This window comes from Salinicola halophyticus, assembly GCF_003206695.1.
Lineage (GTDB): Bacteria > Pseudomonadota > Gammaproteobacteria > Pseudomonadales > Halomonadaceae > Salinicola > Salinicola halophyticus.
This window is the reverse complement of record NZ_PZJN01000002.1, coordinates 1-21775: the sequence shown is the minus strand read 5'-3', so window position 1 is coordinate 21775 and position 21775 is coordinate 1. Positions and strand designations below refer to the sequence as shown.

Genomic DNA, 21775 nt, shown 5'->3' with positions numbered 1-21775 from the left:
AGTGGCGCACGCTCACTCAATGTGTAGTGTAGACTACACTATCTTTTAAAAAACGCCATCGCGTATCAGAAAAAACCGGCCGGGCCGGCACGAGGAAGCGCCATGTCATCGACATCTCCCAAGGATTCACCGCCAACGACCGAACGCGGCCGCCAGCGCCGGGACGCACTGCTCGATGCCGCACAGCGGCTATTTCTCGAACGCGGCTACGGCCAGGTCAGCGTCAACGATATCGTGGCCCACGCCGGGGGCTCGCTGACGACGCTCTATCGGCACTTCGGCAGCAAGGAAGGCCTGTTCCAGGCGATGATCGAACGACGCTCCCATCATATCTACGACACGCTGACGGCCGACGGCATCGACGAGCTGCCGATCCAGGTCGCGCTGGAACGTCTCGGCATCGATCTGCTGGTCAAAATAATGGACGAGGAAACCCTGGGCATCTATCGCGAGGTCGTCGCCGAAAGCCCGCGCCAGCCGTTGCTGGCGCGGCTGTTCTTCGACGGCGGGCCGGGGCGCGTTCGACACGCGCTGGCGGACTACCTCGAGCGCCGGGTGCAACGGCAGCTGCTGCCGGCGTGCGACAGCGTCGAACTCGCCGGGATCTTTCTCGGCATGCTGCTGGGCGAATGGCATCTGATCCGGGTTCTGCAACTGGAATCGCCGCCCTCACGGACGGCGATCGAAAACCGGGTCAAACGCTGCGTCGAGCTGTTCCTGAACGGAACAGGCGACACTCGCCGCTAGGACGCAGCCAGTAGCGCTTCTATCGTGATCGGCAGGTCCCGATAGCGTTTGCCGGTGGCGTGATAGATCGCATTGGCGATCGCTGGTGCCACCCCGGTAAGACCGATCTCGCCGACACCCCGGCCCCCGAATTCGTTGTGCTTGAAGTCCGGGTAGTCGAGCAGCTCGACATCGATGTCCGGCGCATCGGCATGCGTCGGCACGATGTAGTCGGCCACGTTGGCATTGATCAGCCGGGCGTCACGCGGGTCGTAGTCGAGCTTTTCGAGAAGCCCCATGCCGAGCCCCATGACGATGCCGCCTTCGACCTGATTGCGCGCCGTCGGCGGATTGATCGCCCGGCCGATGTCGATGGTGGAGACGACCCGGGCCACGCGCACGCGCGAGATGTCGGGATCGATCCGGATCTCGACGAAATGCGCGCCGAACGAGCGGAAGCTGTACTCGCTTCGTTCGTCCCCCGGCGCCGCGCTCCCCTTGCCGTTGACGCTGGAGAGCTTGCCGGTCTCGAGAATCTCCTCGAAGCTCACGCGTCGCTTGCCATCGGTAAGACCGCCCTGCTCCGCCTCGAGCGAATCGGCATCGCTGCCTTCGAAAGCGCCGCCGCTACCGGTCGCCACTTCCTTGATCGCATCCAGCGCGTCGCGCACCGCGGCGGCCACGGCCGGCAGCACCGTGGCTGTCGCCATGGAGCCGCCCGAGAGCGGTCCGGCCGGGAGGCTGGTCTCGCCCAGCTTGACCTCGATACGCGAGAGATCCGCACCGGTCAGCTCGGCGACGGCCTGCGCCACGATGGTATAGGTGCCGGTACCGATATCCTGGGTGCCGCAGGCGGCGAACAGCGAGCCGTCGGCGCGCAGTTCGACCCGCGCTTCGCAGGGCTGACGCCCGGCGGACCAGGTGCACGACGCCATGCCGTAGCCGACGATCTCGTCACCGTCGCGCATCGAGCCGACGGCCGGATTGCGTTTGTCCCAGCCGAACCGACGGGCGGCACTGGTGAGGCACTCGTCGAGATGCTTGCTCGACCACGGCAAGCCGCTGGCCGGGTCCTGCTCGGCGTTGTTCTTCTGGCGCAGCTCGACCGGGTCCATGCCCAGCTCGACGGCCAGTTCGTCCATCGCCGTTTCCAGCGCGAAGATACCCGAGACTTCACCGGGTGCGCGCATCGGGCAGGGCGTGCCGTGATTCACTTCGAGCACGCGCTGGCTGGTCGAGACGTTGTCGCAGGCGTAGAAGCTCGGCGTGGCACTGCCGCAGGCATCGACGTACTGATGCACCAACGATGTCTCGGTGGTGCTGTCGTGTATCACCGAGGTCAGCTTGCCGCTGCGATCGGCGCCCAGGCGAACGCGCTGGCGCGACGCGGGACGATTGCCGCCACCGGTCATGTCCTGCTGGCGCGGCAGTACCACCTTGACCGGCCGGCCGGCCATGCGCGCCGCCACGGCGGTCGCCACGGCATGGGGCCACATGAACAGCTTGTTGCCGAAGCCCGAGCCGATATAGTGCGAGATGACCTCGAGATTTTCCTGGGCGAGCCCGAAGATGCGCGCCATGGCATTGCGCTGGAAGAAGACGCCCTGGGTCGATTCGTGCACCACCAGGCGCTTGCCGTCGTCGCGCCACTCGGCGAGCGTCGCGTGCATCTCCATCTGCAGATGGCTTTCGGCCGCGATCTGATAGGTCGAGTCGATCTTCACCTCGGCACCCCCGAACGCCGCCTCGGGGTCACCGCGGGACGTGCCCGCGCTCTCCTGGAGTTCGCCCTGGGCGTCGGTGTGCAGGAGCCCGATGGCGGCACCGTCCTCTTCCTTGTACCGGGCGATGACACGATAAGCGGCAGCCCGTGCCTGCTCGAAGGTTTCCGCCACCACGAGCGCCACGTACTGGCCGTGATAGTAGATGCGCTCGTCCTCGAACGGCAGGCGCACTTCGCTGACCATATCGCCATGGGCCATGGAGTTGGGCGAGCGGTGCAAGTGCTCGAAGTGACCGTGGTGAAGAATATCGACCACGCCCGGCATGGCCAGGGCGTCATCGAGTTCGAGCGATTCGAGCACGCCGTTGGCGATCGTCGCCGGCACCGGATAGCCGTAGAGCATGCCCTCGGCCAGCAGTTCGCCGGTGTAGCCGGCGCGGCCGGTCAACTTGAACTCACCGTCGATGCGCGGCGTTCGCTGGCCGACCACGCGCGGCTTGTTGAATGCGGATTGGGTCAAATCGTTCATGCCTGGCCCTCCTGTTCTCCGCTCTGACGGGCGAGACGCGTCGCCTCGCGCAGCGCACGGATGATGGATTGTCGCGCCAGCGGAATCTTGAACGCGTTGTGCTCGAGGGGTACGGCATCACGCAGGGCGATATCCGCCGCACGCTCGAAAGTCGCCATTTCGGCAGGTTGGCCGACCAGTGCCGCTTCGGCCTCGGGACAGCGCCACGGCTTGGTGCCGACGCCGCCGAGCGCCACCCGCGCTTCACCGATCATCTCGCCATCCAGCGACAGCTGCGCCGCCGTCGAGGCCAGGGCGAACTCGTACGACGCCCGGTCCCGCAACTTGAGATAGTACGATCCCGCCGGGACCAACGGGGCGTCCAGCGTAATGGCCGTGATCAGCTCGCCATCGGCCAGATCGTGCTCGATATGCGGGGTATCGCCGGGAAGACGATGGAAATCCTGGAACGCCACTTCGCGCTCACCTTCCGGGCCTTGCAGTGTCAGCGTCGCGCCGATGGCAGCCATCGCCACGCACATGTCGGAAGGATGCACCGCGACGCATGCATCGCTACCACCCAGCACGGCGTTCAACCGATTGAGACCGTGCCGAGCGTCGCAACCGCTGCCCGGTTCACGCCGATTGCAGGCCGCGGCGGGATCGCGGTAGTAAGGGCAACGGGTGCGCTGCATCACGTTGCCGGCCGTGGTCGCCATGTTGCGCAACTGGGTCGAAGCGCCTGCCAGCAGCGCCTGAGACAGCACCGGATAGTGCTGCTGGACATCGGGATGGTGGGCGAGATCGGTATTGGTCACCAGCGCGCCAATCTTGAGCCGGCCGTCATCGAGCCACTCGACGTTCTTGAGCGGGAGACGATTGATATCGATCAGTTCGCTGGGGCGCATCACGTCGAGCTTGACCAGATCCAGCAGGGTCGTGCCGCCGGCCACGAATGCCGCTTCGGGTGCCGTCTGATGGGCAGCCTGTGCGACGTCATCGGCGCGGGAAAAGGCAAAAGTTCTCATGCAACGCCCTCCTTGCGCGGCGCGGTCGCGTCGTGGGCCAACTGCGTTCGCGCCTGCTGAATTGCCGTCAGGATGTTCTTGTACGCGCCGCAGCGACAGATGTTGCCGCTCATCGCCTCCTTGACCGAGGCGTCGTCGGTGCCGATGCGCTCATCTTCCAGCAGCGCTGCCGCGGACATCATCTGGCCCGGGGTGCAGTAGCCACACTGAAAGGCGTCGCACTCGAGAAAGCTCTGCTGCACCGGATGCAGCTCACCGTCTCGCGCCAGCCCTTCGACGGTGGTGACGTGCTGCCCTTCGCACATCACCGCCAGCCGCAGGCAGGAGTTCATCGCCTGGCCATCGATCTGCACGGTACAGGCGCCGCACTGGCCATGGTCGCAGCCTTTTTTGGTACCGCCGAGTCCGAGCTGCTCGCGCAGTACATCCAGCAGTACGGCGTTAGGGGCCACCTGCAAGGTCAGTGGCTCACCATTGAGCGTCAGATTGAGTGACTGCGTCTCGGAAGACGCGGTCCGGGAATGCACGGAATCATCCATCATGCCGGCTCCTCATCAGGGGATCGAAAACCACGGCAGCGAGGCGCGTCACTGCGCCATGCCACGGTTCGTTGTCTGGTTCGTCTGGTGTGGTGGACGTGCGATTGAACAAGCGCTTTTCGTCACGGAACTTTGTCACGGAACTTTGTCACAGAACTTTGTCACGAAGTCATGGGGCGGCTGGCGTTGTCAGGACGCCGATGCCGCCTATCGACAACAGCATAGACACCCGGTCCCGATCTCGCCCGGCGAGAGATCAAGAAATTTTGTCGCACCCGCCCCCAACGCATCCGACTTCCGCTAAGCTCGTCGGCCAATGGCTCCCAACCGGTTGATCGGGTCGATGAATACGCTGTTACTGGTTCTGATTCTGCTGCTGGTCGCCTCCGCGACCGGTGTCATCACGCGCTTTGTCCCCACGCTTCCCACGCCGCTGGTACAGATATTCCTCGGCGCCCTGCTGGCATGGCCCGCGTCGGGGCTGCATGTCGAACTCGAGCCGGAAATCTTTCTGCTGCTGTTCATCGCCCCGCTACTGTTCGCCGATGCCAGACGCTTCCCTCAGCGCGAGTTCATGATCCTGCGCGGGCCGATCCTGGCGCTGGCGCTGGGCCTGGTGCTGTTCACGGTGGTCGGCGTCGGCTACTTCATTCATATGCTGCTCCCGGCGCTGCCGCTGGCGATCTGTTTCGCCCTGGCCGCGATCCTCTCGCCTACGGACGCAGTAGCGGTCTCCTCGATCTCCGGCCGCCTGCCCGTGCCACCACGACTGATGCGAATTCTCGAGGGCGAGTCGTTGATGAACGACGCCTCGGGACTGGTGGCGTTCAAGTTCGCCGTCGCCGCCGCGATCACCGGCACCTTCTCGCTCGCCGACGCCTCGTTGAGCTTCGTCGTCATCTCGGTGGGGGGCCTGGTGGTAGGCGGTCTGCTGGCTTTCGGCTTCAACTTCCTGCGCACGCGGCTGATCGAGCGGCATCTGGGCGAGGCCACTACGATTCAGGTCATTCTGCTGGTGCTGCTGCTACCTTTCGCCGCCTATCTGCTGGCCGAGCATCTGGGCATGTCCGGCATTCTCTCGGCGGTCGCCGCCGGCATGGTGATGAACCGCGCGGATAGCAAACGGGTCGGCCAATTGCATGCGCGGATGCAGACTCAGAGCGTGTGGGAGATGGTCGAGTTCATACTCAACGCGCTGGTCTTTCTGCTGCTGGGCTTCCAGCTGCCGGCGATCATCAGCGGCGCACTGGATCATTCACTCCACGACATCGGGGATTTCGAATTCCTGCGCCTGCTGGGCTACGTCGCGGCGATCTCGATCGCCCTGCTCGCTTCGCGCTTCGCCTGGATCTGGCTCGCCAGAGAGGTGGGGCGTGGCGCGACCCGGCTGAGCGCCTTCCTGCGCGGGCAGCCTCGCCTGAGCTCGCCGGACACTGACGGCCGGGTGCCGTTCAAGCTGATGCTGGCGGCCACGCTCGCCGGTATTCGCGGCACCATCACGCTCGCTGCCGCCATGTCGCTACCGCAGGTCATGGCCGATGGCACCACGTTCCCCGGCCGGGAGCTGCTTATCTTTCTCGCCACCGGCGTGATCCTGTTCACGCTGGTCACCGGCAGCGTTGGTCTGCCAATGGTGCTGCGCAACCTCAAGATTCCCGCCGACACTCACGAGTTCGAGGAAGAGCGCAGGGCGCGCATCGCCGGCGCCGAGGCCGCGATCTATCACATCGAGCGCTACCATCATGACCGTACCGGCGAGTTCGCGCGCAACAAGACCAACGACGAGACGATCATGGCCTTCAACGACATCAGCTCGCAGCTGATGAGCTACTATCGCGAGCGCCTGACGCTGCACTCGGCCGATACCGCAACGCCCCAACTCGCCGCGTCGCGGCAGCTGGAGCGCGAGACCCGGCTGGAGGCCCTGCGCGCCGAACGCCGTCAGTACTACAAACTGCGCCAGCGTGATCACATCAACGACAGTGTTCTCCGCAAGCTGGTCCGCGAGGTCGACCTGGCCGAAGCCGCGCTGACCGGCGATCAGAGCGCCGCCCATCACTGATCGCAGCACTGGCCGATACCTTCAACACGCCGACAGATATCAACACCTGGAGACTTCGCATGCCTCGATTCCTCGCCCGCTCGGCACGTGCCGCATTGTTCGCCGCCGCGCTACTGGGGCTGGCCAATTCCGCATCGGCCCAAGAGCCCGAGTCGACGGCTTCGGGGGACACAGCGCCCTCGGTGCCGGGGCTGATCGTCGCCAAGAGCGACGCCAGTGTTCACGATACGGCGTCTCGATTCGCCGAACAGGCCCGCACCAGCGGCATGACCGTGTTCGCCCGTGTCGATCATCGCCAGGGCGCGATGTCACGCAGCATGGCGCTGCTACCCAACGAAGTGATCATCTTCGGTGACCCCAAGGGCGGCACGCCGTTGATGCAATGCGCGCCGAGCGCCGGCATCGACCTGCCGATGAAAGCGCTGATCTGGCAGGACGACGACGGCCAGACCTGGCTCGGCTACAACGATCCCGCCTGGATCGCCGAACGCCACGGCGCCGCCGACTGCCCGGCGGTCAAACCGCTGCAGCAGACAATGCAGAAACTGGTGGAAGCGACTTTGCAGAAGTAGTGTCGCGAAAGAAAAAGCCGCCGCGCCGCCTGACATAAACGTCAAACGGCGCGGCGGCTTTCGTTTGCCGCGAGAACGATCATTTCACGCTGCGCGTGCCTTTCGAGGCATTACGCGCTTCGTGCCTTTCTAAACTACGCGCTTCGCGCTTGGGGCACGTCGTCCATCAGCTTGTCGAGGGTGATCGGCAGTTCGCGGATGCGCTTGCCGGTGGCGTGATGGACCGCATTGGCAACCGCGGCTGCAAGGCCAGTGACGCCGATCTCGCCGATGCCGCGGGCGCCGTATTCGTTGAACGCCAGGTCCGGATGGTCGAGCAGGATCACGTCGATTTCCGGCTGGTCGGCGTGCACCGGCACCACGTATTCGGCGTAGTCGTTATTGACCGGGCGGGCGTTGCGCTCGTCATATTCGGTGGCCTCGAACAGGCCCATGCCGATGCCCATCACCACGGCGCCTTCGACCTGATTGCGAGCGGTGGTTTCGTTGATCACCTTGCCCACGTCGATGGCGCTGACCACCCGCGCCACCCGAAGATGCGAGATGCCCGGATCCCAGCGCACCTCGACGAAGTGAGCACCGAAGGATCGGTAGGAGTACTTCGAATCCGCCCCTTCGGTATGCGCTTCCCCATCGGCGCTGCCGTAGCGTCCCGCCTCGAGAATATCGGCGAAGCTCGTTTGTTTGCCGTCGGCATTGCGCAGGCCGCCGTCGGCGACTTCCAGCTCATCGCTGGACGCTCCGGCGAAGGCGCCGTTGCTGCCGGTAGCGTAGCGCTTGATCTCGTCGAGCGCCTTGCGCGCCGCCCCGGCAATCGCCGGTAGCGTGGTCGCCGTCGCCCAGGAGCCGCCGGAAACCGGCCCGTCCGGATAGGACGAATCCCCCAGCTTGACGGTGATGCGATCGATCGGGATGCCGGTCACGTCGCTGACCGCCTGGGCGACGATAGTGTAAGTGCCGGTACCGATATCCTGGGTGGCGCAGGAGGCAAACGCCGTGCCGTCGGCACGGATCGAGACACGCGCGTCGCAGGGGCGTTTCAGCGCTTCCCAGTTGCAGGCTGCCATGCCGTAGCCGACGATCTCGCGGCCCTTGCGCATGCTGCCGATCTCGGGATTGCGGTCGGCCCAGCCAAACTTCTCCGCCGCCCGATTCGTCGCTTCGACGATATGGTTGCTGGAGAAATCCAGATCCTGGCTTTCGTCACGCTCGGCGTAGTTGTCGAGCCGGAACTGCACCGGGTCGACACCGGCAGCGTCGGCCATCTCGTCGATCGCCGATTCCAATGCGAACAGCCCCGGCGCGGCGCCCGGTGCGCGCATCGAGGTCGGCGTGCCGCGATTTACCTGGGTGGTCTCGTGGCTGACCGTGAGGTTAGGACAGCTATAGAGACTCTTGGTCACGCTGCCGCAGGTCTCGACGTACTGGTCGGTATAGGACGTAGTGTTGATCGCTTCATGACGCAGCGACACCAGCTTGCCGTTCCCGTCCGTCGCCAGGCGCAGGCGCTGACGTGTTTCCGGCCGATGCCCGGTGGTGGTGAACATCTGCTGACGCGGCACGACGAGCTGCACTGGACGCCCGAGTTCCCGGGACACCGCCGCCGTGGCGATGGCGTGCGGCCAGGTCCACAGCTTGCTGCCGAAACCGGAGCCGATGTAGGGCGCGTGCACGGTGATCCGCTCCGGCGGAATGGCGAATATCTTGGAGAGCGCGTTTCGCGCCACCACGACCCCCTGGGAGGCATCGAAGATCGTCAGATGCTCGTCGTCCCACCAGGCAGTGGAAGCGTGCATTTCCATCGGATTGTGGGTCTCCACCGGCGTACGGTAGGTCGCATCGATGGTGGTCGCCGCGCTATCGAACGCCGAGGCCGCGTCTCCGCGATCATGATTGCCGCTGCCCGCCTGGGTGCCGTTCGCCTCGACGCCCTGGTCGAGATTGGCCACGGTCTTGTCGGTCGAGTAAGTCACCTTGACCCGCCGCGCCGCCGCTCGGGCATTCTCGAAGGTGTCCGCGATCACCAGTGCCACGAACTGCCCTTCGTAGTAGACGCGTTCGTCCTCGAACGGCAGCCGGGTCTCCTCGACCTTGTTGCCCTGGGCGAAGCTCGATGGCGTCCGGTACAGCGACGGAAAGTGGCTGTGGTGGAAGATATCGATGACGCCCGGCATCTTGCGGGCTTCGTCGACGCTCAACTGCGAAACCTTGCCACTGGCGATGGTGCTGAAGACCCCGTAGCCGTAGGCCAGATTGGGCGGCAGGTTGTCGGCGGCATAGTTGGCGCGGCCGGAGAGCTTGTCCGGGCCGTCGATGCGCGGCACGCCGGCGCCGATGATGCTTTGCTGTTTGTCGCTCATGGTCGATTCTCCTCGCGGGCGATCAGGCGGCGGTCAGATCGGAAAGATTGCGCACGATGGCCTGCTGGCCGAGCGGAATCTTGTAGCCGTTGTGGGCGTAGGCGACGGCATTCTCGAAAGCGAGCTTTGCGGCGTCGGCAAAGAGCCGCTCGCTCGCGGCCTTGCCCTTGAGCGCCGCTTCCACTTCCGGCGCGCGCCAGGGTTTGGTGCCGACACCGCCCATCGCCACCCGCGCCTCGCGAATGGTGTTGCCATCCATCTGAACGATCACCGCGCTGGAGGCGAGCGCGAACTGATAGGACTGACGATCGCGCAGCTTGAGATAGGCCGATCGGCTGCCCTCGAGCGGCGCGTCGAGAACGACGTGAGTGATCAGCTCACCCGGTTCCAGCGCATGCTCTCGCGCCGGCGTCTTGCCGGGTAGCAGGTGGAAGTCGGCGAAGTCGATCTCGCGCGAGCCTTCCGGCCCTTGAACGACCACGGTGGCGCCGATCGCGATCATGGCGACGCACATGTCAGACGGGTGCGAGGCGATACAGTCATCGCTGGTGCCGAGCACCGCATGAACGGTGCGGTTGACGCCGCCGATCGCCGCACAGCCGCTGCCGGGCTCGCGCTTGTTGCAGTCGGAGACACCATCGCGGAAATAGGGACAGCGCACCCGCTGCATCACGTTTCCGCCGGTGGTCGCCTTGTTGCGCAGTTGGGTCGAGGCGCCGGCCAGCAGAGCTTGTGACAGCACGGCGTAGTCATCGACCACGCGCTTGTCGCGCGCCAGGGCGGTGTTGGTCACCATCGCGCCGATACGCAGGCGGCCGTCGTCCAGCCGCTCGATCTCGTCCAGAGCGACGCCGTTGATATCGACGATCTTGTTCGGCTGCATGACGTCGAGCTTGACCAGGTCCAGCAGTGTCGTGCCACCGGCCAGGAACGAGACCTCGCGGTCGCTCCCATGCGCGGCGACCGCCTGTTGCGCACTGTCGGCGCGGGCGTATTCGAAATGTCTCATGCGTTGCCTCCCTTCACGGCGCCTCGAGCTGACTGGATCGCCGCCACGATGTTCTTGTAGGCGCCGCAGCGGCAGATATTGCCGCTCATCGCCTCGCGCACGTCAGCGTCACTCTTGCCGATGTCATCATCCTGGAGGATCGCCACGGCACTCATCATCTGACCCGCCGTGCAGTAGCCGCACTGATAGGCATCGTGTTCGAGAAACGCCTGCTGGATCGGATGCTGCTGGCCATTCTTCTCGAGCCCCTCGACGGTGGTGATCTCGTCGCCGTCGTGGGTCACCGCCAGGCTCAGGCACGAGTTGATTGCGGTGCCGTCGACCAGAATCGTGCAGGCGCCGCACTGGCCGTGGTCGCAGCCTTTCTTGGTGCCGGTGAGCTTGAGCCCGTGGCGCAGCGCATCGAGCAGAATGACGTTGGGCGCCACGTCCAGCTGCTGGCGCTGGCCGTTGACGACCAACGTGATACGTTGCTTGCCCTCGGCGGGCGGCGCGTCAGTCTGCGTTTCTGGCTGGTCCGGCGAGCCGGCGTAGCTCACCTGGGAAAGCGCCGGCGCCGCCGCTACGGCCAACCCGGAAATACCGGCGGTCTGCAGGAAGCGACGGCGGCCGGGCGAACTCGGTCGCGTCGCGTGATCGTCGGGATCGTAGATGGCTACGCTCGAACTCGAACGCTGGTTATCGTCCATGGAATCGTCCTCATCAGTTTCTGCCCGGTCGTTTTCGTTGTGGCTATCGGTATCGTTCGGAACGGGTGCGCCTCGCAGCGCGAGACGACGAAGGCAGCGAGAATTCGCTGCCCGGGAAGTCGGTAGACACCGTCGTGTCAGGCGACGGAGATTTATTCAAATTAGGGGAGGAAACGAGGCGGTGCAAAGCCCGGCGGCGGATTCAGGAGTATCCCGCCGCGATTGTGGAGAAATGGGCATGAAGAACAGCATCTTCTGCGACTGGCCTTTTTACCTACACTGCCGTATGTTTTCGCCATCTCCCGAGTCCGCCGCAAGGATGAATGACATGATCGATTCACGGAAATTGGCCTGGCAGTTCGCGCTTGCCGCAGGCAGTGTCGCTATCAGCTCGGCGGTCTTCGCCGCACAGCCCGAGTGGGAGGGCACCGTGGGTGCCGGGGCGATCTACAGCCCGGACTATCTGGGCAGCGACGATTACGAATGGAACGCCTGGCCGTCACTGGATGCCACTTACGGCGATACGTTCTTCGTCAGCGTCACCGACGGCATCGGCTGGAACGTGATCAAGCAGGATAACTGGCGGGTCGCGCCGTTCATCGGCTACACCTTCGGCCGTGACGATACCGGCGACATCGACGATCTCGACCAGGTCGACGGCGGCGTCACCGGCGGGCTGCGGGTCAGCTATGTCGATCAGGCGTGGCGCTACAGTGGCGCCGCGGAAACGCCGTTCAGCGGCGACATCGACGGCTACCGCGTCAAGTTTAAGGCGACTCATATCACCAAGCTCGGCGAGCGCGCGGTCTTTACCATCGGGCCGCGCTTCGAGTACACCAGCGCCGCCTGGACCGACGACATGTTCGGCGTCTCGAATCGCGAGAGCGCGCGTTCAGGTATCGACGCTTACGATCCGGACGACGGCTATTTCGCCATCGGTGGCGACGCCTCGCTCAGCTACTACCTCACGCGGCAGTGGTCGATCACCGGCCTGGTCGGCGTCTCGCGCCTGACCGGCGATGCCGCGGACAGCTCGATCGTCGATGATGAGGGCGATGCGACCCAGTGGCGGGCGGGTGCTTTCGTCAATTATCACTTTTAAGTCGTAGAGATATAAATCACAGAAACGTAAAACATAGAGACGTAAAAGCGCCCGCCCCNNCGGGGCGGGCGCTTTCGTTTCTTGGAGAAAGAAGCGGAAAAAACCTAACGGCGTTTGAGTTCGGCCCCGAACTCCAGCATCCGATCCAGTGGCACCAGCGCCCGTGCGGCAATCTCGGGATCGACGTGGATCTCCTGACCGCAGCCGTTGGCGTCCTCGAGTACCGCCAGCGTATTCTCGAGACCGTTCATCGCCATCCACGGACAGCTGGCGCAACTGCGACACGTCGCACCGTTGCCTGCCGTGGGCGCAGCCATGAAGGTCTTGTCGGGCATCAGCTGCTGCATCTTGTAGAAGATGCCGCGATCGGTGGCGACGATGAAGCTGGGACTGTCGAGCTGCTGCGCCGCCGCGATCAGTTGCGACGTCGAGCCGACCACGTCGGCGATCTCCACCACCGACGCCGGAGACTCCGGATGCACGAGCACCGCTGCTTCCGGATGCAGCGCCTTGAGCTCGACAATGCCCTTGGCCTTGAACTCGTCATGAACGATGCACTCGCCGTCCCAGCAGAGCACGTCGGCTCCGGTTTTCTCCCGGACATAGTTGCCCAGATGACGATCCGGCGCCCACAGGATTTTCTCGCCCTGCCGATCGAGATGATCGATCAGTTCGACCGCGATGGAAGAGGTCACAACCCAGTTGGCGCGCGCTTTCACTGCCGCCGAGGTATTGGCGTAGACCACCACGGTGCGATCCGGATGCTGGTCGCAGAAGTCGGAGAAGGCATCGGCCGGGCAGCCGATGTCCAGCGAGCAGGTCGCTTCCAGCGTCGGCATGAAGACCCGCTTCTCCGGGCTCAGGATCTTGGCGGTCTCGCCCATGAAGCGCACGCCGGCGACGATCAGCGTCGTCGCCGGGTGATCCTTGCCGAAGCGCGCCATCTCCAGCGAATCGGCCACACAGCCGCCGGTCGCTTCCGCCAGCGCCTGGATTTCGGGATCGGTGTAGTAGTGCGCGACCAGTACCGCGTTGCGGGCCTTCAACTGCGCCGCGATACGCTCCCGATAATGCGCCTTGGCGCTCTCGTCGAGCACAGGCGGCGTGTTACCCGCCAAGTGCTCGCGAACCCGATCCCGCTCCAGTTCCGCCATCGATCCGTCTCCGTCAGTCCTGCAGCCACTCGGTGTGGAACGTCCCTTCCCGATCGACACGCTTGTAAGTGTGGGCGCCGAAGAAGTCGCGCTGGGCCTGGATCAGGTTGGCCGGCAGTTTCTCGCTGCGATAGCTGTCGTAGTAGGCGATCGCCGAGGAGAAGGTCGGCACCGGAATGCCGTTCTGGACGGCATGGGAAATCACGTCCCGAAGCGCCGATTGATAGTTGCCGGCGATCTCGCCGAAGTACGGCGCCATCAGCAGGTTCTTGAGCTCGGGATTCTCTTTATAGGCGTCGGTGATCTTCTGCAGAAAGCGGGCGCGAATGATGCAGCCGGCGCGGAACAGTTTGGCGACTTCGCCGTAGTTCAGGTTCCAGTCGTAGTGCTCGGAAGCGGCGCGCATCTGGGCAAAGCCCTGGGCGTAGGAGGCGATCTTGCTGAAGAATAGCGCCTTGCGCACCTTCTCGATGAATTCCTGCTTGTCGCCCTGGAGCGGTGTTTCCTTGGGGCCGGTGAGCACCTTGGAGGCTTCGACGCGCTCGTCTTTCAGCGCCGAGATGAAGCGCGCGAAGACCGACTCAGTGATCAGCGGCAGCGGCACGCCGAGATCCATCGCGCTCTTGCTGGTCCACTTACCGGTGCCCTTCTGACCTGCGGAATCGAGAATGATGTCGACCACGTCCTGGTCGCTCTGGTCATCCTTCTTGGTGAAGATCCTGGCGGTGATGTCGATCAGGTAGCTGTCGAGTTCGCCTTCGTTCCACTCGCTGAAGATGTCGGCCAGCTCGGCGTTCGACAGCCCCAGCGAACCCTTGAGAATCGAGTAGGCTTCGGCGATCAGCTGCATGTCGCCGTACTCGATGCCGTTGTGAACCATCTTGACGTAGTGGCCGGCACCGTCCGGGCCGACATAGGTGACACATGGCTCGCCGTCGTCGGCGCGCGCGGCGATCTTCTCGAGGATCGGCGCGACCATGTCGTAGGCTTCCTGCTGGCCGCCCGGCATGATCGACGGGCCTTTCAGCGCGCCCTCTTCGCCACCGGAGACGCCGGTGCCGATGAAGTTGAAGCCCGCTTCCGAGAGCTCCTTGTTGCGCCGAATGGTGTCCTCGAACGGCGTGTTGCCGCCGTCGATCAGGATATCGCCCTTGTCCAGATGCGGCTTGAGCGATTCGATCGTCTTGTCGGTGGCGTCGCCCGCCTTGACCATCAGCAGAATGCGCCGCGGCGTCTCGAGAGACGCGACGAACTCCTCGACGCTGTAGAACGGCACCAGCTTGCTGTCAGGATTTTCCTGCATGACTTCATCGGTCTTCTCCCGCGAGCGGTTGAAGATCGACACCGTGTAATCCCGGCTCTCGATGTTGAGCGCCAGATTGCGGCCCATGACGGCCATGCCGACGACACCGATTTGCTGTTTGGCCATGATCTTGTGCTCCTTGCGAAAATAAAGCCGTCACGCGGCGATAAACGATAACGATAGTGTAAGCCACAGACGCGAATCATCCGAATCGCGTCCGAATTAACGCTGCGAGGCGGGAAGCGCTGAAGACATCGTCGAGCGGAGTAAGACGCAAGGCGTACGGAGCACAGGAACCGGAGCCTATGGGGTATAGGTGAGGATTCCGATCGGACCGGCGCCCCGGCACCGCACAACGCAGCGTATTGCCCGCGCAGACATGTATTCAGTGTTTCCTAGTGGGCTTCGTCCCAGTTCGCCCCACTATTGGCCTCCACGATCAGCGGCACATTGAGCTGGGCAGCGTTCTGCATCCGCCCACTGATGGCGCCGAGGAAGTCCTGGGTCTGACTCTCCTTGACCTCGAACACCAGTTCATCGTGAACCTGCATCACCATCCAGGCATCGAACTCTGCCTCTTCCTTGACCGGGTTGAGCCAGTGGTGCACATCGATCATCGCCAGCTTGATGATATCGGCGGCGGTACCCTGCATCGGCGCGTTGATCGCGGTGCGTTCCGCTGCCTGACGCCGGGCATGGTTCTGGGCCTTGATCTCCGGCAGATAGAGCCGGCGACCGAACACGGTCTCGACGAAGCCATCCTCGCCGGCCTGGGCGCGAATGTTGTCCATGAACTTGGCCACGCCCGGATAACGGTCGAAGTAGCGGTCGATGTAGACCTTGGCCTGCTTGGCCTCGATATGCAGCTGCCTGGAAAGGCCCCAGGCGCTCATGCCGTAGATCAGGCCGAAGTTGATCGCCTTGGCGCTGCGGCGCTGATCGGTGGTGACCTTGTCCAGCTCCACACCGAAGACTTCGGCGGCGGTGGCGGCGTGAATGTCACGATCGTTGGCGAAGGCGTCCAGCAGGCCCTTATCGTCGGAGAGATGCGCCATGATCCGCAGCTCGATCTGGGAGTAATCGGCGGCGACGATCCGGTAGCCCCCGCGGGCCACGAACGCCTGACGGATCTTGCGCCCCTCTTCCGTCCGGATCGGGATGTTCTGCAGGTTGGGATCGGAGGATGACAGCCGCCCGGTCGCCGTCACCGCCTGGTGATAGCTGGTGTGCAGCCGGCCGGTCATCGGATTGACCAGCCGCGGCAGCTTGTCGGTATAGGTCGACTTGAGCTTAGTCATGCCGCGATGTGCCATGATCAGCTTGGGCAGCGGGAAGTCCAATGCCAGCTCTTCGAGCACCGCTTCCGCCGTGCTCGGCGCGCCCTTGGGCGTCTTCTTGATCACCGGGATCTTCTGCTCCTCGAACAGAATCTCCGCCAGCTGCTTGGGCGAACCGAGGTTGAACTCCTTGCCGGCCAGTTCGAACGCCTCACGCTCCAGCTCGCGGATCCGCCCTTCCAGCTCCTGGCTCTGGGTATGCAGGCGCGTGGCGTCCAATGCTACGCCGCCACGCTCCATGTGCGACAGCACCGGAATCAGCGGCCGCTCGAGGGTATCGAGCACCTCGGCCAGCCGTCCGGCTTCCTCCACCTTGGGCCGCAATGCCTGGTGCAGGCGCAGGGTGATATCGACGTCCTCGCAGGCATAGGGCACGGCTTCTTCGAGGGCGATCTGGTTGAAGGTCAACTGCTTGACGCCCTTGCCGGCGATATCCTGAAAACTGATGGTCTTCTCGCCAAGATATTTGAGCGCCAGCGAATCCATGTCATGCCGCGTCGCGGTGGAGTTCAGCACGTAGGATTCGAGCATGGTGTCGTTCAGCGCGCCGGCGACCCGAATCTGATAGCGCGCCAGCACCGAGATATCGTACTTGAGATTCTGGCCGATCTTACCGATCTCGGGGTTTTCCAGCAGCGGCTTGAGCGCCGCCAGCACCGCCGTTCGGTCGAGCTGCGCCGGGGCGTCGAGATAGTCGTGGCCGACCGGGATGTAGGCCGCCTCGCCGGGTTCCAGCGACAGGCCGATACCCACGATATCGGCCTCCATGTAGTTGAGACTCGTGGTTTCCAGATCGAAACAGAACGCTTCGCTGGTTTTCAGCCGTTCGAGCCAGGCGTCGAATTCCGCCTGGGTCAGCAGCGTCTGGTCGTGACGCGCCGGTTTGGTCAACGTCACGTCTTCGTCGATTTCCGATTTGCCGGCGTTCTCGGCGCCCACATCGTCGACGCCCTCGTCCCGGCCCTCGAGCAGTTCGGTCAGCCAGTTCTTGAACTCGAGCCGCTGATAGAGCGCCTTAAGCGCCTCGCGGTCGGGTTCGGCCAGATGCAGATCGTCGAGCCCCACCGGCAGCTCGCAGTCGGTCTTGATCGTCGCCAGCTGGTAGGAGAGGAACGCCTGTTCGCGGTTTTCCTCCAGTTTCTTGGGCATCGTCTTGGCGCCGCGGAAACTCAACGTCGTGACCTTCTCCAGGTCGGCGTAGATCGCATCCAGCCCGCCGCCGATGCCCTGCAGCAGTCCCAGCGCCGTCTTGCCGCCGACGCCGGGCACGCCGGGAATGTTGTCGACCTTGTCGCCCATCAGCGCCAGATAATCGATGATCAACGACGGTGGAATGCCGAACTTGGCCTCGACGCCGGCCACGTCGAGCGTCTCGTTCTTCATGGTGTTGACCAGGGTGATGTGCTGGTTGACCAGCTGGGCCATGTCCTTGTCGCCGGTGGAGATCACCGCGTCGCGGCCGGATTCGGTGGCCAGTCGTGCCAGCGTGCCGATCACGTCATCCGCCTCGACGCCTTCGATGCACAAAAGCGGCAGGCCGAGCGCGCGGACGCAGTCGTGCAGCGGCTCGACCTGCGGGCGCAGATCGTCCGGCATCGGCGGGCGGTGGGCCTTGTACTCGGCGTAGATCTCGTCGCGGAAGGTCTTGCCCTTGGCGTCGAACACCACCGCCATGGGGCTCTGCGGGTACTGCTTGATCAGGCTCTTGAGCATCGAGAGCACCCCGCGCACAGCGCCGGTCGGCTGCCCGTCGGAGGTGGAGAGCGGCGGCAGCGCGTGAAAGGCGCGATAGAGATAGGACGATCCGTCGACGAGGACGATGGGGGCATCTGCCATGAGCTGCGTGATCCGTGGCTGGCTTTCGATGCCCTCATGATACGCAAGCCACGGCTCGGCGTCAGGGCATCCGCCTACGCGACCCTAACCTGGCCCCATGCGTCCGGATGGCGGAAAGCGATACAATGGGACGATTCAGACACCGGTCAGATACCGGTCAGATACCGGTGGATCCGCAATCCACAGCGAGCGAAGGAGTCTGCGATGAGAATTGGGTCGCAAATGACCTCATGGCCGCGAATGAAGACGTGGCTGCCGGCCATGCTGGCGGCACTGCTGATCGGCGGGCTATCGCTGCCCGCCCTGGCGCAGTCCGCGGTTCAGCCCGAGATCACCTCACAGAAGGATGCCCAGCGCACGATCGACGAGTACCGCGTCAACGGCAAGCTCTACGCGATCCGGATCGTCCCCACTGGCGGAGAGGACAAGGGCGCCACCTACTTTCTCTACGACGACAACGGCGACGGCGACTTCAGGCGCGTCGACGCGTCCAGCGTGCCGGTGCCGAAATGGGTCCAGAGCGAGTGATCGATCGTGTTGATCGATTGAAGCGAAATTCGGCGCCGCTCGACGGTTCCATCACGGCCGGTGCCGCTCGTCGCTTATTGCTGGCGCCCGATAGCCGGTAGGAGAGCGCCCCGCTAGCCGCTACAATGCGCGCTGTCTTTTATCCTGCGGTTTTTCATCAGCGGTTCTTTACCCCTAATGTCCGCCCCCGATTCCGAGATCCCATGGCCGTATTCACCCCGTTGAGCGACGATCAGGTCGCCGAGTTTCTCGAACGCTACTCTGTCGGCCGCCTGCAGACGCTCAAGGGCGTGCCGCACGGCACCGAGAACAGCACCTTCTTCGTCACCACCGAGCAGGACGAGTGGGTGCTGACGCTGTTCGAGCAGGGGGGATTCGAGGATCTGCCGTTCTTCGTCGATCTGCTGGATTACCTGGCCGCGCGGCAACTGCCGGTGCCGGGCCCGGTTCATGACCGCGATGGCGTCGCGCTGCAGCGCCTGGCCGGCCGCCCCGCGCTGCTGTTCCCGCGCATGCCGGGCAGCCACCCCAGCGCCCCCAATCTGACCCAGTGCGCCGCGCTCGGCGATGCCCTGGGACGGATGCACCAGGCCTCGCAGGACTTTACCGGCGAACGCGCCAATCCGCGCGATCTCGCCTGGCTCCAGCGCCGTCATCGCGAAGTGCTGCCGTTCCTGTCGGAGGACGACCAGGCCTTGATGAGCCGCGAGATTGCCGACTATGCCCAGGTATTCTCGGATGTCGAGCTGCCACAGGGCGCCATCCACGGCGACCTGTTCCGTGACAACACGCTTTATGACGGCGACCGGCTCGGCGGCATCATCGACTTCTACAACGGCTGCAGCGGCGAGCTGCTGTTCGATCTGGCGATCGTGATCAACGACTGGACCAGCGACGATGCCGGCGACATCGACGAGGCGCGCTACGCCGCCATCCTCGGCGCCTATCTCGCGCATCGCCCGCTGACCGAGCAGGAGCGCGAGCTTTGGCCGGTCATGCTGCGGCTGACGGCGCTGCGCTACTGGCTGTCGCGGCTGCTGGTGATCCACGTCGATCCGCCGGCCCACGACATCACGCCCCACGACCCGGCGCGCTTTCGCACCCTGCTGGGCAGACGTCTCGAAGGTGCCGTGCCGACGCTGCCCATTGCCGCCGAATGAATCACGATTTTCGCCCAAAAGGCTGTGCCGATAGCGACTTTCGACTAGTTTTTCCCTGACATTCAGTGGTCGTCGCGTTCCCGCGCCGTCATAATGCGCGCCATTCGCGTTCCCGGCCTTTTCGTCACCATTCACGCCGGGGGCTACTTGTTTTCTGTTTTGTTGCCGGCCGACCGGAGAGCGTCATGACGAATCCTTCACCCGCTGCACGAGCTCGCCGTACCTACAACATCGATCAGTGGGGCAGTGGCTATTTCGATGTCGATGACGAGGGCCGCACACTGGTTCGCCCGCTGGGCAGTGAAGTTCCCGGGCCCACGCTGGTGCTCGACACCCTGGTCGACCGGCTGCGTGATGCCGGGCTGAGGCTGCCGGTGCTGGTGCGTTTCATCGATATCCTCCACGATCGCGTCGAGCAGCTCTGCATGGCCTTCGACAACGCGATGAAGGAGGAGGATTACCAGGCCAGCTACACCGCGGTCTATCCGATCAAGGTCAATCAGCAGCGCCGCGTGGTGGAGGAGATTCTCGCCACCCAGGAGCGCGGCCGGGGCCGGGTCGGGCTGGAAGCGGGCAGCAAGCCGGAACTGATGGCGGTACTCGCCCTTTCCGGCGACGAGGGTTCGTCGCTGATCGTCTGCAACGGCTATAAGGATCGCGAATACATTCGCCTGGCCCTGATGGGCGAAAAGCTCGGCCACAAGGTCTACCTGGTGGTCGAGAAGTACTCGGAGCTGAGCCTGATCCTGGAAGAGGCCGAAAACCTCAAGGTGAAACCGCGCATCGGTCTGCGCGCGCGGCTTTCGTCCGTGGGCAAGGGCAAGTGGCAGGATACCGGTGGCGAGAAGTCGAAGTTCGGGCTTACCGCCAGCCAGCTGCTGGCCATCACCGAACGGCTGCGTGACGCGGATGCGCTGGACAGCCTGCAGCTGGTGCACTTCCACCTCGGCTCGCAGATCGCCAACATTCGCGACATCCAGCGTGGCCTGCGCGAGTGCGCACGCTTCTATCACAGCCTGCGCGATCTCGGTGCGCCGATCGACACGGTGGACGTCGGCGGCGGCCTGGGCGTCGACTACGAAGGCACCCGCTCGCAGAGCTTCTGTTCGATCAACTATTCGATGCAGGAGTACGCCACCAACGTGGTATGGGCGTTCCGTCAGATCTGCGAGACCCACAACCTGCCGCATCCGCAGCTGATCTCGGAATCCGGCCGCGCGCTGACCGCGCATCACGCGGTGCTGGTCACCAACGTGATCGGCGAAGAGCGCCTGGGCCATATCGAGCCGGAGCGCCGGGTCGAGGGCGACGCCCACGTCGCCGAACTGTGGCGCGTCTACGACCGGCTCGAAGGCATGCGCGAACCCCGCGATCTGGTCGAGGCCTACCACGATGTGGTCCAGGCGGTGGGCGAACTGCAGGATCGTTTCGTGCTGGGGCTGGCCAACATGCAGGCCCGCGCCGAGGGCGAGTCGGTCTACTTCGCCGCCTGCCAGCGTCTGCACAAGCGGCTCGACAATCGCAATCGCGCCCATCGCGAGATCGCCGACGAACTGGCCGAAAAGCTCGCCGACAAGCTGTTCGCCAACTTCTCGCTGTTCCAGTCGCTGCCGGACGTATGGGGGATCGATCAGGTCTTCCCGGTGCTGCCGCTGACCGGTCTGGATCGCGAACCGACCCGGCGCGGCGTGATTCAGGACATTACCTGCGATTCCGACGGCCGGATCGATCTCTACGTCGACGGCCAGGGACTCGAGAGCACCCTGCCGCTACCGGAGTGGGACGATGACGACGACAAGCTGATCGGGCTGTTTCTGGTCGGCGCCTATCAGGAAATCCTCGGCGACCTGCACAACCTGTTCGGCGATACCGATTCGGTCGACGTCGCTCTCGACGAGAACGGCGAATGGCGCCTTTCCCACGTCCAGCAGGGCGATGCGGTGGCGGACGTGCTCGGCTACGTCAATTTCGACGCCGTGGCACTCAAGCGCAAGCTCACCGAACAGCTGATCGCCAGCCCGCTGACCGTCGAAGAGCGCGAACTGTTCGTGAACGAGCTGTCGGAAGGCTTGAGCGGCTATACCTATCTGGAGTGATGGGCGGCGAGCCGCGAAAGCCAAAATGGGCTTATTGCGAGAA

At 64.1% G+C, this 21775-nt stretch carries 16 protein-coding genes; 7 read left to right on the top strand and 9 right to left on the bottom strand.

Annotated elements, in window-relative coordinates; all coding sequences use genetic code 11:
• Positions 1 to 102 precede the first annotated feature (102 nt).
• Positions 103 to 747, top strand: a complete 645-nt coding sequence (locus tag DOM58_RS01655) for a TetR/AcrR family transcriptional regulator (RefSeq protein ID WP_075562188.1) — start codon at positions 103 to 105, stop codon at positions 745 to 747.
• On the opposite strand, the gene DOM58_RS01650 is transcribed toward DOM58_RS01655, so the two are convergent.
• Genes DOM58_RS01650 through DOM58_RS01640 form a run of 3 tightly spaced genes read right to left on the bottom strand, consistent with a single transcriptional unit; the run spans position 744 to position 4527 of the window.
• Positions 744 to 2978: a xanthine dehydrogenase family protein molybdopterin-binding subunit gene (locus DOM58_RS01650; RefSeq protein WP_110691527.1), complete on the bottom strand. Its 2235-nt coding sequence runs from the start codon at positions 2976 to 2978 to the stop codon at positions 744 to 746. The genes DOM58_RS01655 and DOM58_RS01650 overlap by 4 nt on opposite strands.
• Positions 2975 to 3985 (bottom strand): FAD binding domain-containing protein, encoded by a 1011-nt coding sequence (locus DOM58_RS01645; protein WP_110691526.1) that lies wholly within the window; start codon positions 3983 to 3985, stop codon positions 2975 to 2977. Before DOM58_RS01645 ends, DOM58_RS01650 begins: the two co-directional genes overlap by 4 nt.
• The gene (locus DOM58_RS01640; RefSeq protein WP_075562185.1) at positions 3982 to 4527 is read right to left on the bottom strand and encodes a (2Fe-2S)-binding protein; all 546 of its coding nucleotides are present in this window, start codon (positions 4525 to 4527) and stop codon (positions 3982 to 3984) included. Before DOM58_RS01640 ends, DOM58_RS01645 begins: the two co-directional genes overlap by 4 nt.
• Before the next feature lie 340 nt (positions 4528 to 4867).
• Between DOM58_RS01640 and DOM58_RS01635 the strand changes: the two genes are divergently transcribed.
• Complete coding sequence (locus DOM58_RS01635) at positions 4868 to 6586, top strand: Na+/H+ antiporter (protein WP_110691525.1); 1719 nt, start codon at positions 4868 to 4870, stop codon at positions 6584 to 6586.
• A 59-nt stretch (positions 6587 to 6645) separates the two neighbouring features.
• Entirely contained in the window at positions 6646 to 7158 is a 513-nt protein-coding gene (locus DOM58_RS17600; protein ID WP_223162117.1) for a DUF302 domain-containing protein, read from the top strand.
• Positions 7159 to 7292: 134 nt separating this feature from the next.
• On the opposite strand, the gene DOM58_RS01625 is transcribed toward DOM58_RS17600, so the two are convergent.
• Genes DOM58_RS01625 through DOM58_RS01615 form a run of 3 tightly spaced genes read right to left on the bottom strand, consistent with a single transcriptional unit; the run spans position 7293 to position 11216 of the window.
• Positions 7293 to 9518 (bottom strand): xanthine dehydrogenase family protein molybdopterin-binding subunit, encoded by a 2226-nt coding sequence (locus DOM58_RS01625; RefSeq protein WP_110691524.1) that lies wholly within the window; start codon positions 9516 to 9518, stop codon positions 7293 to 7295.
• A 22-nt stretch (positions 9519 to 9540) separates the two neighbouring features.
• Positions 9541 to 10527 carry an FAD binding domain-containing protein gene (locus tag DOM58_RS01620; RefSeq protein ID WP_110691523.1) on the bottom strand — a complete coding sequence of 329 codons (987 nt, stop codon included), beginning with the start codon at positions 10525 to 10527 and terminating at the stop codon, positions 9541 to 9543.
• Complete coding sequence (locus tag DOM58_RS01615; protein ID WP_083627773.1) at positions 10524 to 11216, bottom strand: (2Fe-2S)-binding protein; 693 nt, start codon at positions 11214 to 11216, stop codon at positions 10524 to 10526. Before DOM58_RS01615 ends, DOM58_RS01620 begins: the two co-directional genes overlap by 4 nt.
• A gap of 328 nt (positions 11217 to 11544) precedes the next feature.
• Between DOM58_RS01615 and DOM58_RS01610 the strand changes: the two genes are divergently transcribed.
• Positions 11545 to 12318 (top strand): MipA/OmpV family protein, encoded by a 774-nt coding sequence (locus DOM58_RS01610; protein ID WP_075562167.1) that lies wholly within the window; start codon positions 11545 to 11547, stop codon positions 12316 to 12318.
• A gap of 104 nt (positions 12319 to 12422) precedes the next feature.
• On the opposite strand, the gene nadA is transcribed toward DOM58_RS01610, so the two are convergent.
• From nadA to polA, 3 genes are all read right to left on the bottom strand, one after another.
• A complete protein-coding gene (gene nadA, locus DOM58_RS01605) occupies positions 12423 to 13472 on the bottom strand; it encodes a quinolinate synthase NadA (RefSeq protein ID WP_110691522.1) in 1050 nt (349 codons plus the stop codon).
• Positions 13473 to 13485: 13 nt separating this feature from the next.
• Complete coding sequence (gndA, locus tag DOM58_RS01600; protein ID WP_110691521.1) at positions 13486 to 14901, bottom strand: NADP-dependent phosphogluconate dehydrogenase; 1416 nt, start codon at positions 14899 to 14901, stop codon at positions 13486 to 13488.
• 269 nt (positions 14902 to 15170) lie between these two features.
• A complete protein-coding gene (gene polA / locus DOM58_RS01595) occupies positions 15171 to 17948 on the bottom strand; it encodes a DNA polymerase I (RefSeq protein ID WP_110691520.1) in 2778 nt (925 codons plus the stop codon).
• A 222-nt stretch (positions 17949 to 18170) separates the two neighbouring features.
• Here polA and DOM58_RS01590 point away from each other — a divergent pair, with 222 nt between their 5' ends.
• The 3 genes from DOM58_RS01590 to speA all read left to right on the top strand — a co-directional run bounded on the left by DOM58_RS01590 (position 18171) and on the right by speA (position 21732).
• A complete protein-coding gene (locus tag DOM58_RS01590; protein WP_245392105.1) occupies positions 18171 to 18476 on the top strand; it encodes a DUF2782 domain-containing protein in 306 nt (101 codons plus the stop codon).
• A 203-nt stretch (positions 18477 to 18679) separates the two neighbouring features.
• Entirely contained in the window at positions 18680 to 19636 is a 957-nt protein-coding gene (locus DOM58_RS01585; RefSeq protein ID WP_110691519.1) for a homoserine kinase, read from the top strand.
• A 185-nt stretch (positions 19637 to 19821) separates the two neighbouring features.
• On the top strand, positions 19822 to 21732 hold the full coding sequence (gene speA / locus DOM58_RS01580; protein WP_110691518.1) for a biosynthetic arginine decarboxylase: 1911 nt from the start codon (positions 19822 to 19824) through the stop codon (positions 21730 to 21732).
• The last annotated feature ends 43 nt before the right edge of the window (positions 21733 to 21775 follow it).

Bases quoted from the DNA above. Each gene is read 5' to 3' on its own strand.
- DOM58_RS01640 (WP_075562185.1), bottom strand. From the start codon at position 4,527: ATGATGGATGATTCCGTGCATTCCCGGACCGCGTCTTCCGAGACGCAG.
- DOM58_RS01625 (WP_110691524.1), bottom strand. From the start codon at position 9,518: ATGAGCGACAAACAGCAAAGCATCATCGGCGCCGGCGTGCCGCGCATC.
- polA (WP_110691520.1), bottom strand. From the start codon at position 17,948: ATGGCAGATGCCCCCATCGTCCTCGTCGACGGATCGTCCTATCTCTAT.
- DOM58_RS01650 (WP_110691527.1), bottom strand. From the start codon at position 2,978: ATGAACGATTTGACCCAATCCGCATTCAACAAGCCGCGCGTGGTCGGC.
- DOM58_RS01610 (WP_075562167.1), top strand. From the start codon at position 11,545: ATGATCGATTCACGGAAATTGGCCTGGCAGTTCGCGCTTGCCGCAGGC.
- DOM58_RS01590 (WP_245392105.1), top strand. From the start codon at position 18,171: ATGACCTCATGGCCGCGAATGAAGACGTGGCTGCCGGCCATGCTGGCG.
- speA (WP_110691518.1), top strand. From the start codon at position 19,822: ATGACGAATCCTTCACCCGCTGCACGAGCTCGCCGTACCTACAACATC.
- nadA (WP_110691522.1), bottom strand. From the start codon at position 13,472: ATGGCGGAACTGGAGCGGGATCGGGTTCGCGAGCACTTGGCGGGTAAC.
- DOM58_RS01620 (WP_110691523.1), bottom strand. From the start codon at position 10,527: ATGAGACATTTCGAATACGCCCGCGCCGACAGTGCGCAACAGGCGGTC.
- DOM58_RS17600 (WP_223162117.1), top strand. From the start codon at position 6,646: ATGCCTCGATTCCTCGCCCGCTCGGCACGTGCCGCATTGTTCGCCGCC.
- DOM58_RS01655 (WP_075562188.1), top strand. From the start codon at position 103: ATGTCATCGACATCTCCCAAGGATTCACCGCCAACGACCGAACGCGGC.
- DOM58_RS01615 (WP_083627773.1), bottom strand. From the start codon at position 11,216: ATGGACGATAACCAGCGTTCGAGTTCGAGCGTAGCCATCTACGATCCC.
- gndA (WP_110691521.1), bottom strand. From the start codon at position 14,901: ATGGCCAAACAGCAAATCGGTGTCGTCGGCATGGCCGTCATGGGCCGC.
- DOM58_RS01585 (WP_110691519.1), top strand. From the start codon at position 18,680: ATGGCCGTATTCACCCCGTTGAGCGACGATCAGGTCGCCGAGTTTCTC.
- DOM58_RS01635 (WP_110691525.1), top strand. From the start codon at position 4,868: ATGAATACGCTGTTACTGGTTCTGATTCTGCTGCTGGTCGCCTCCGCG.
- DOM58_RS01645 (WP_110691526.1), bottom strand. From the start codon at position 3,985: ATGAGAACTTTTGCCTTTTCCCGCGCCGATGACGTCGCACAGGCTGCC.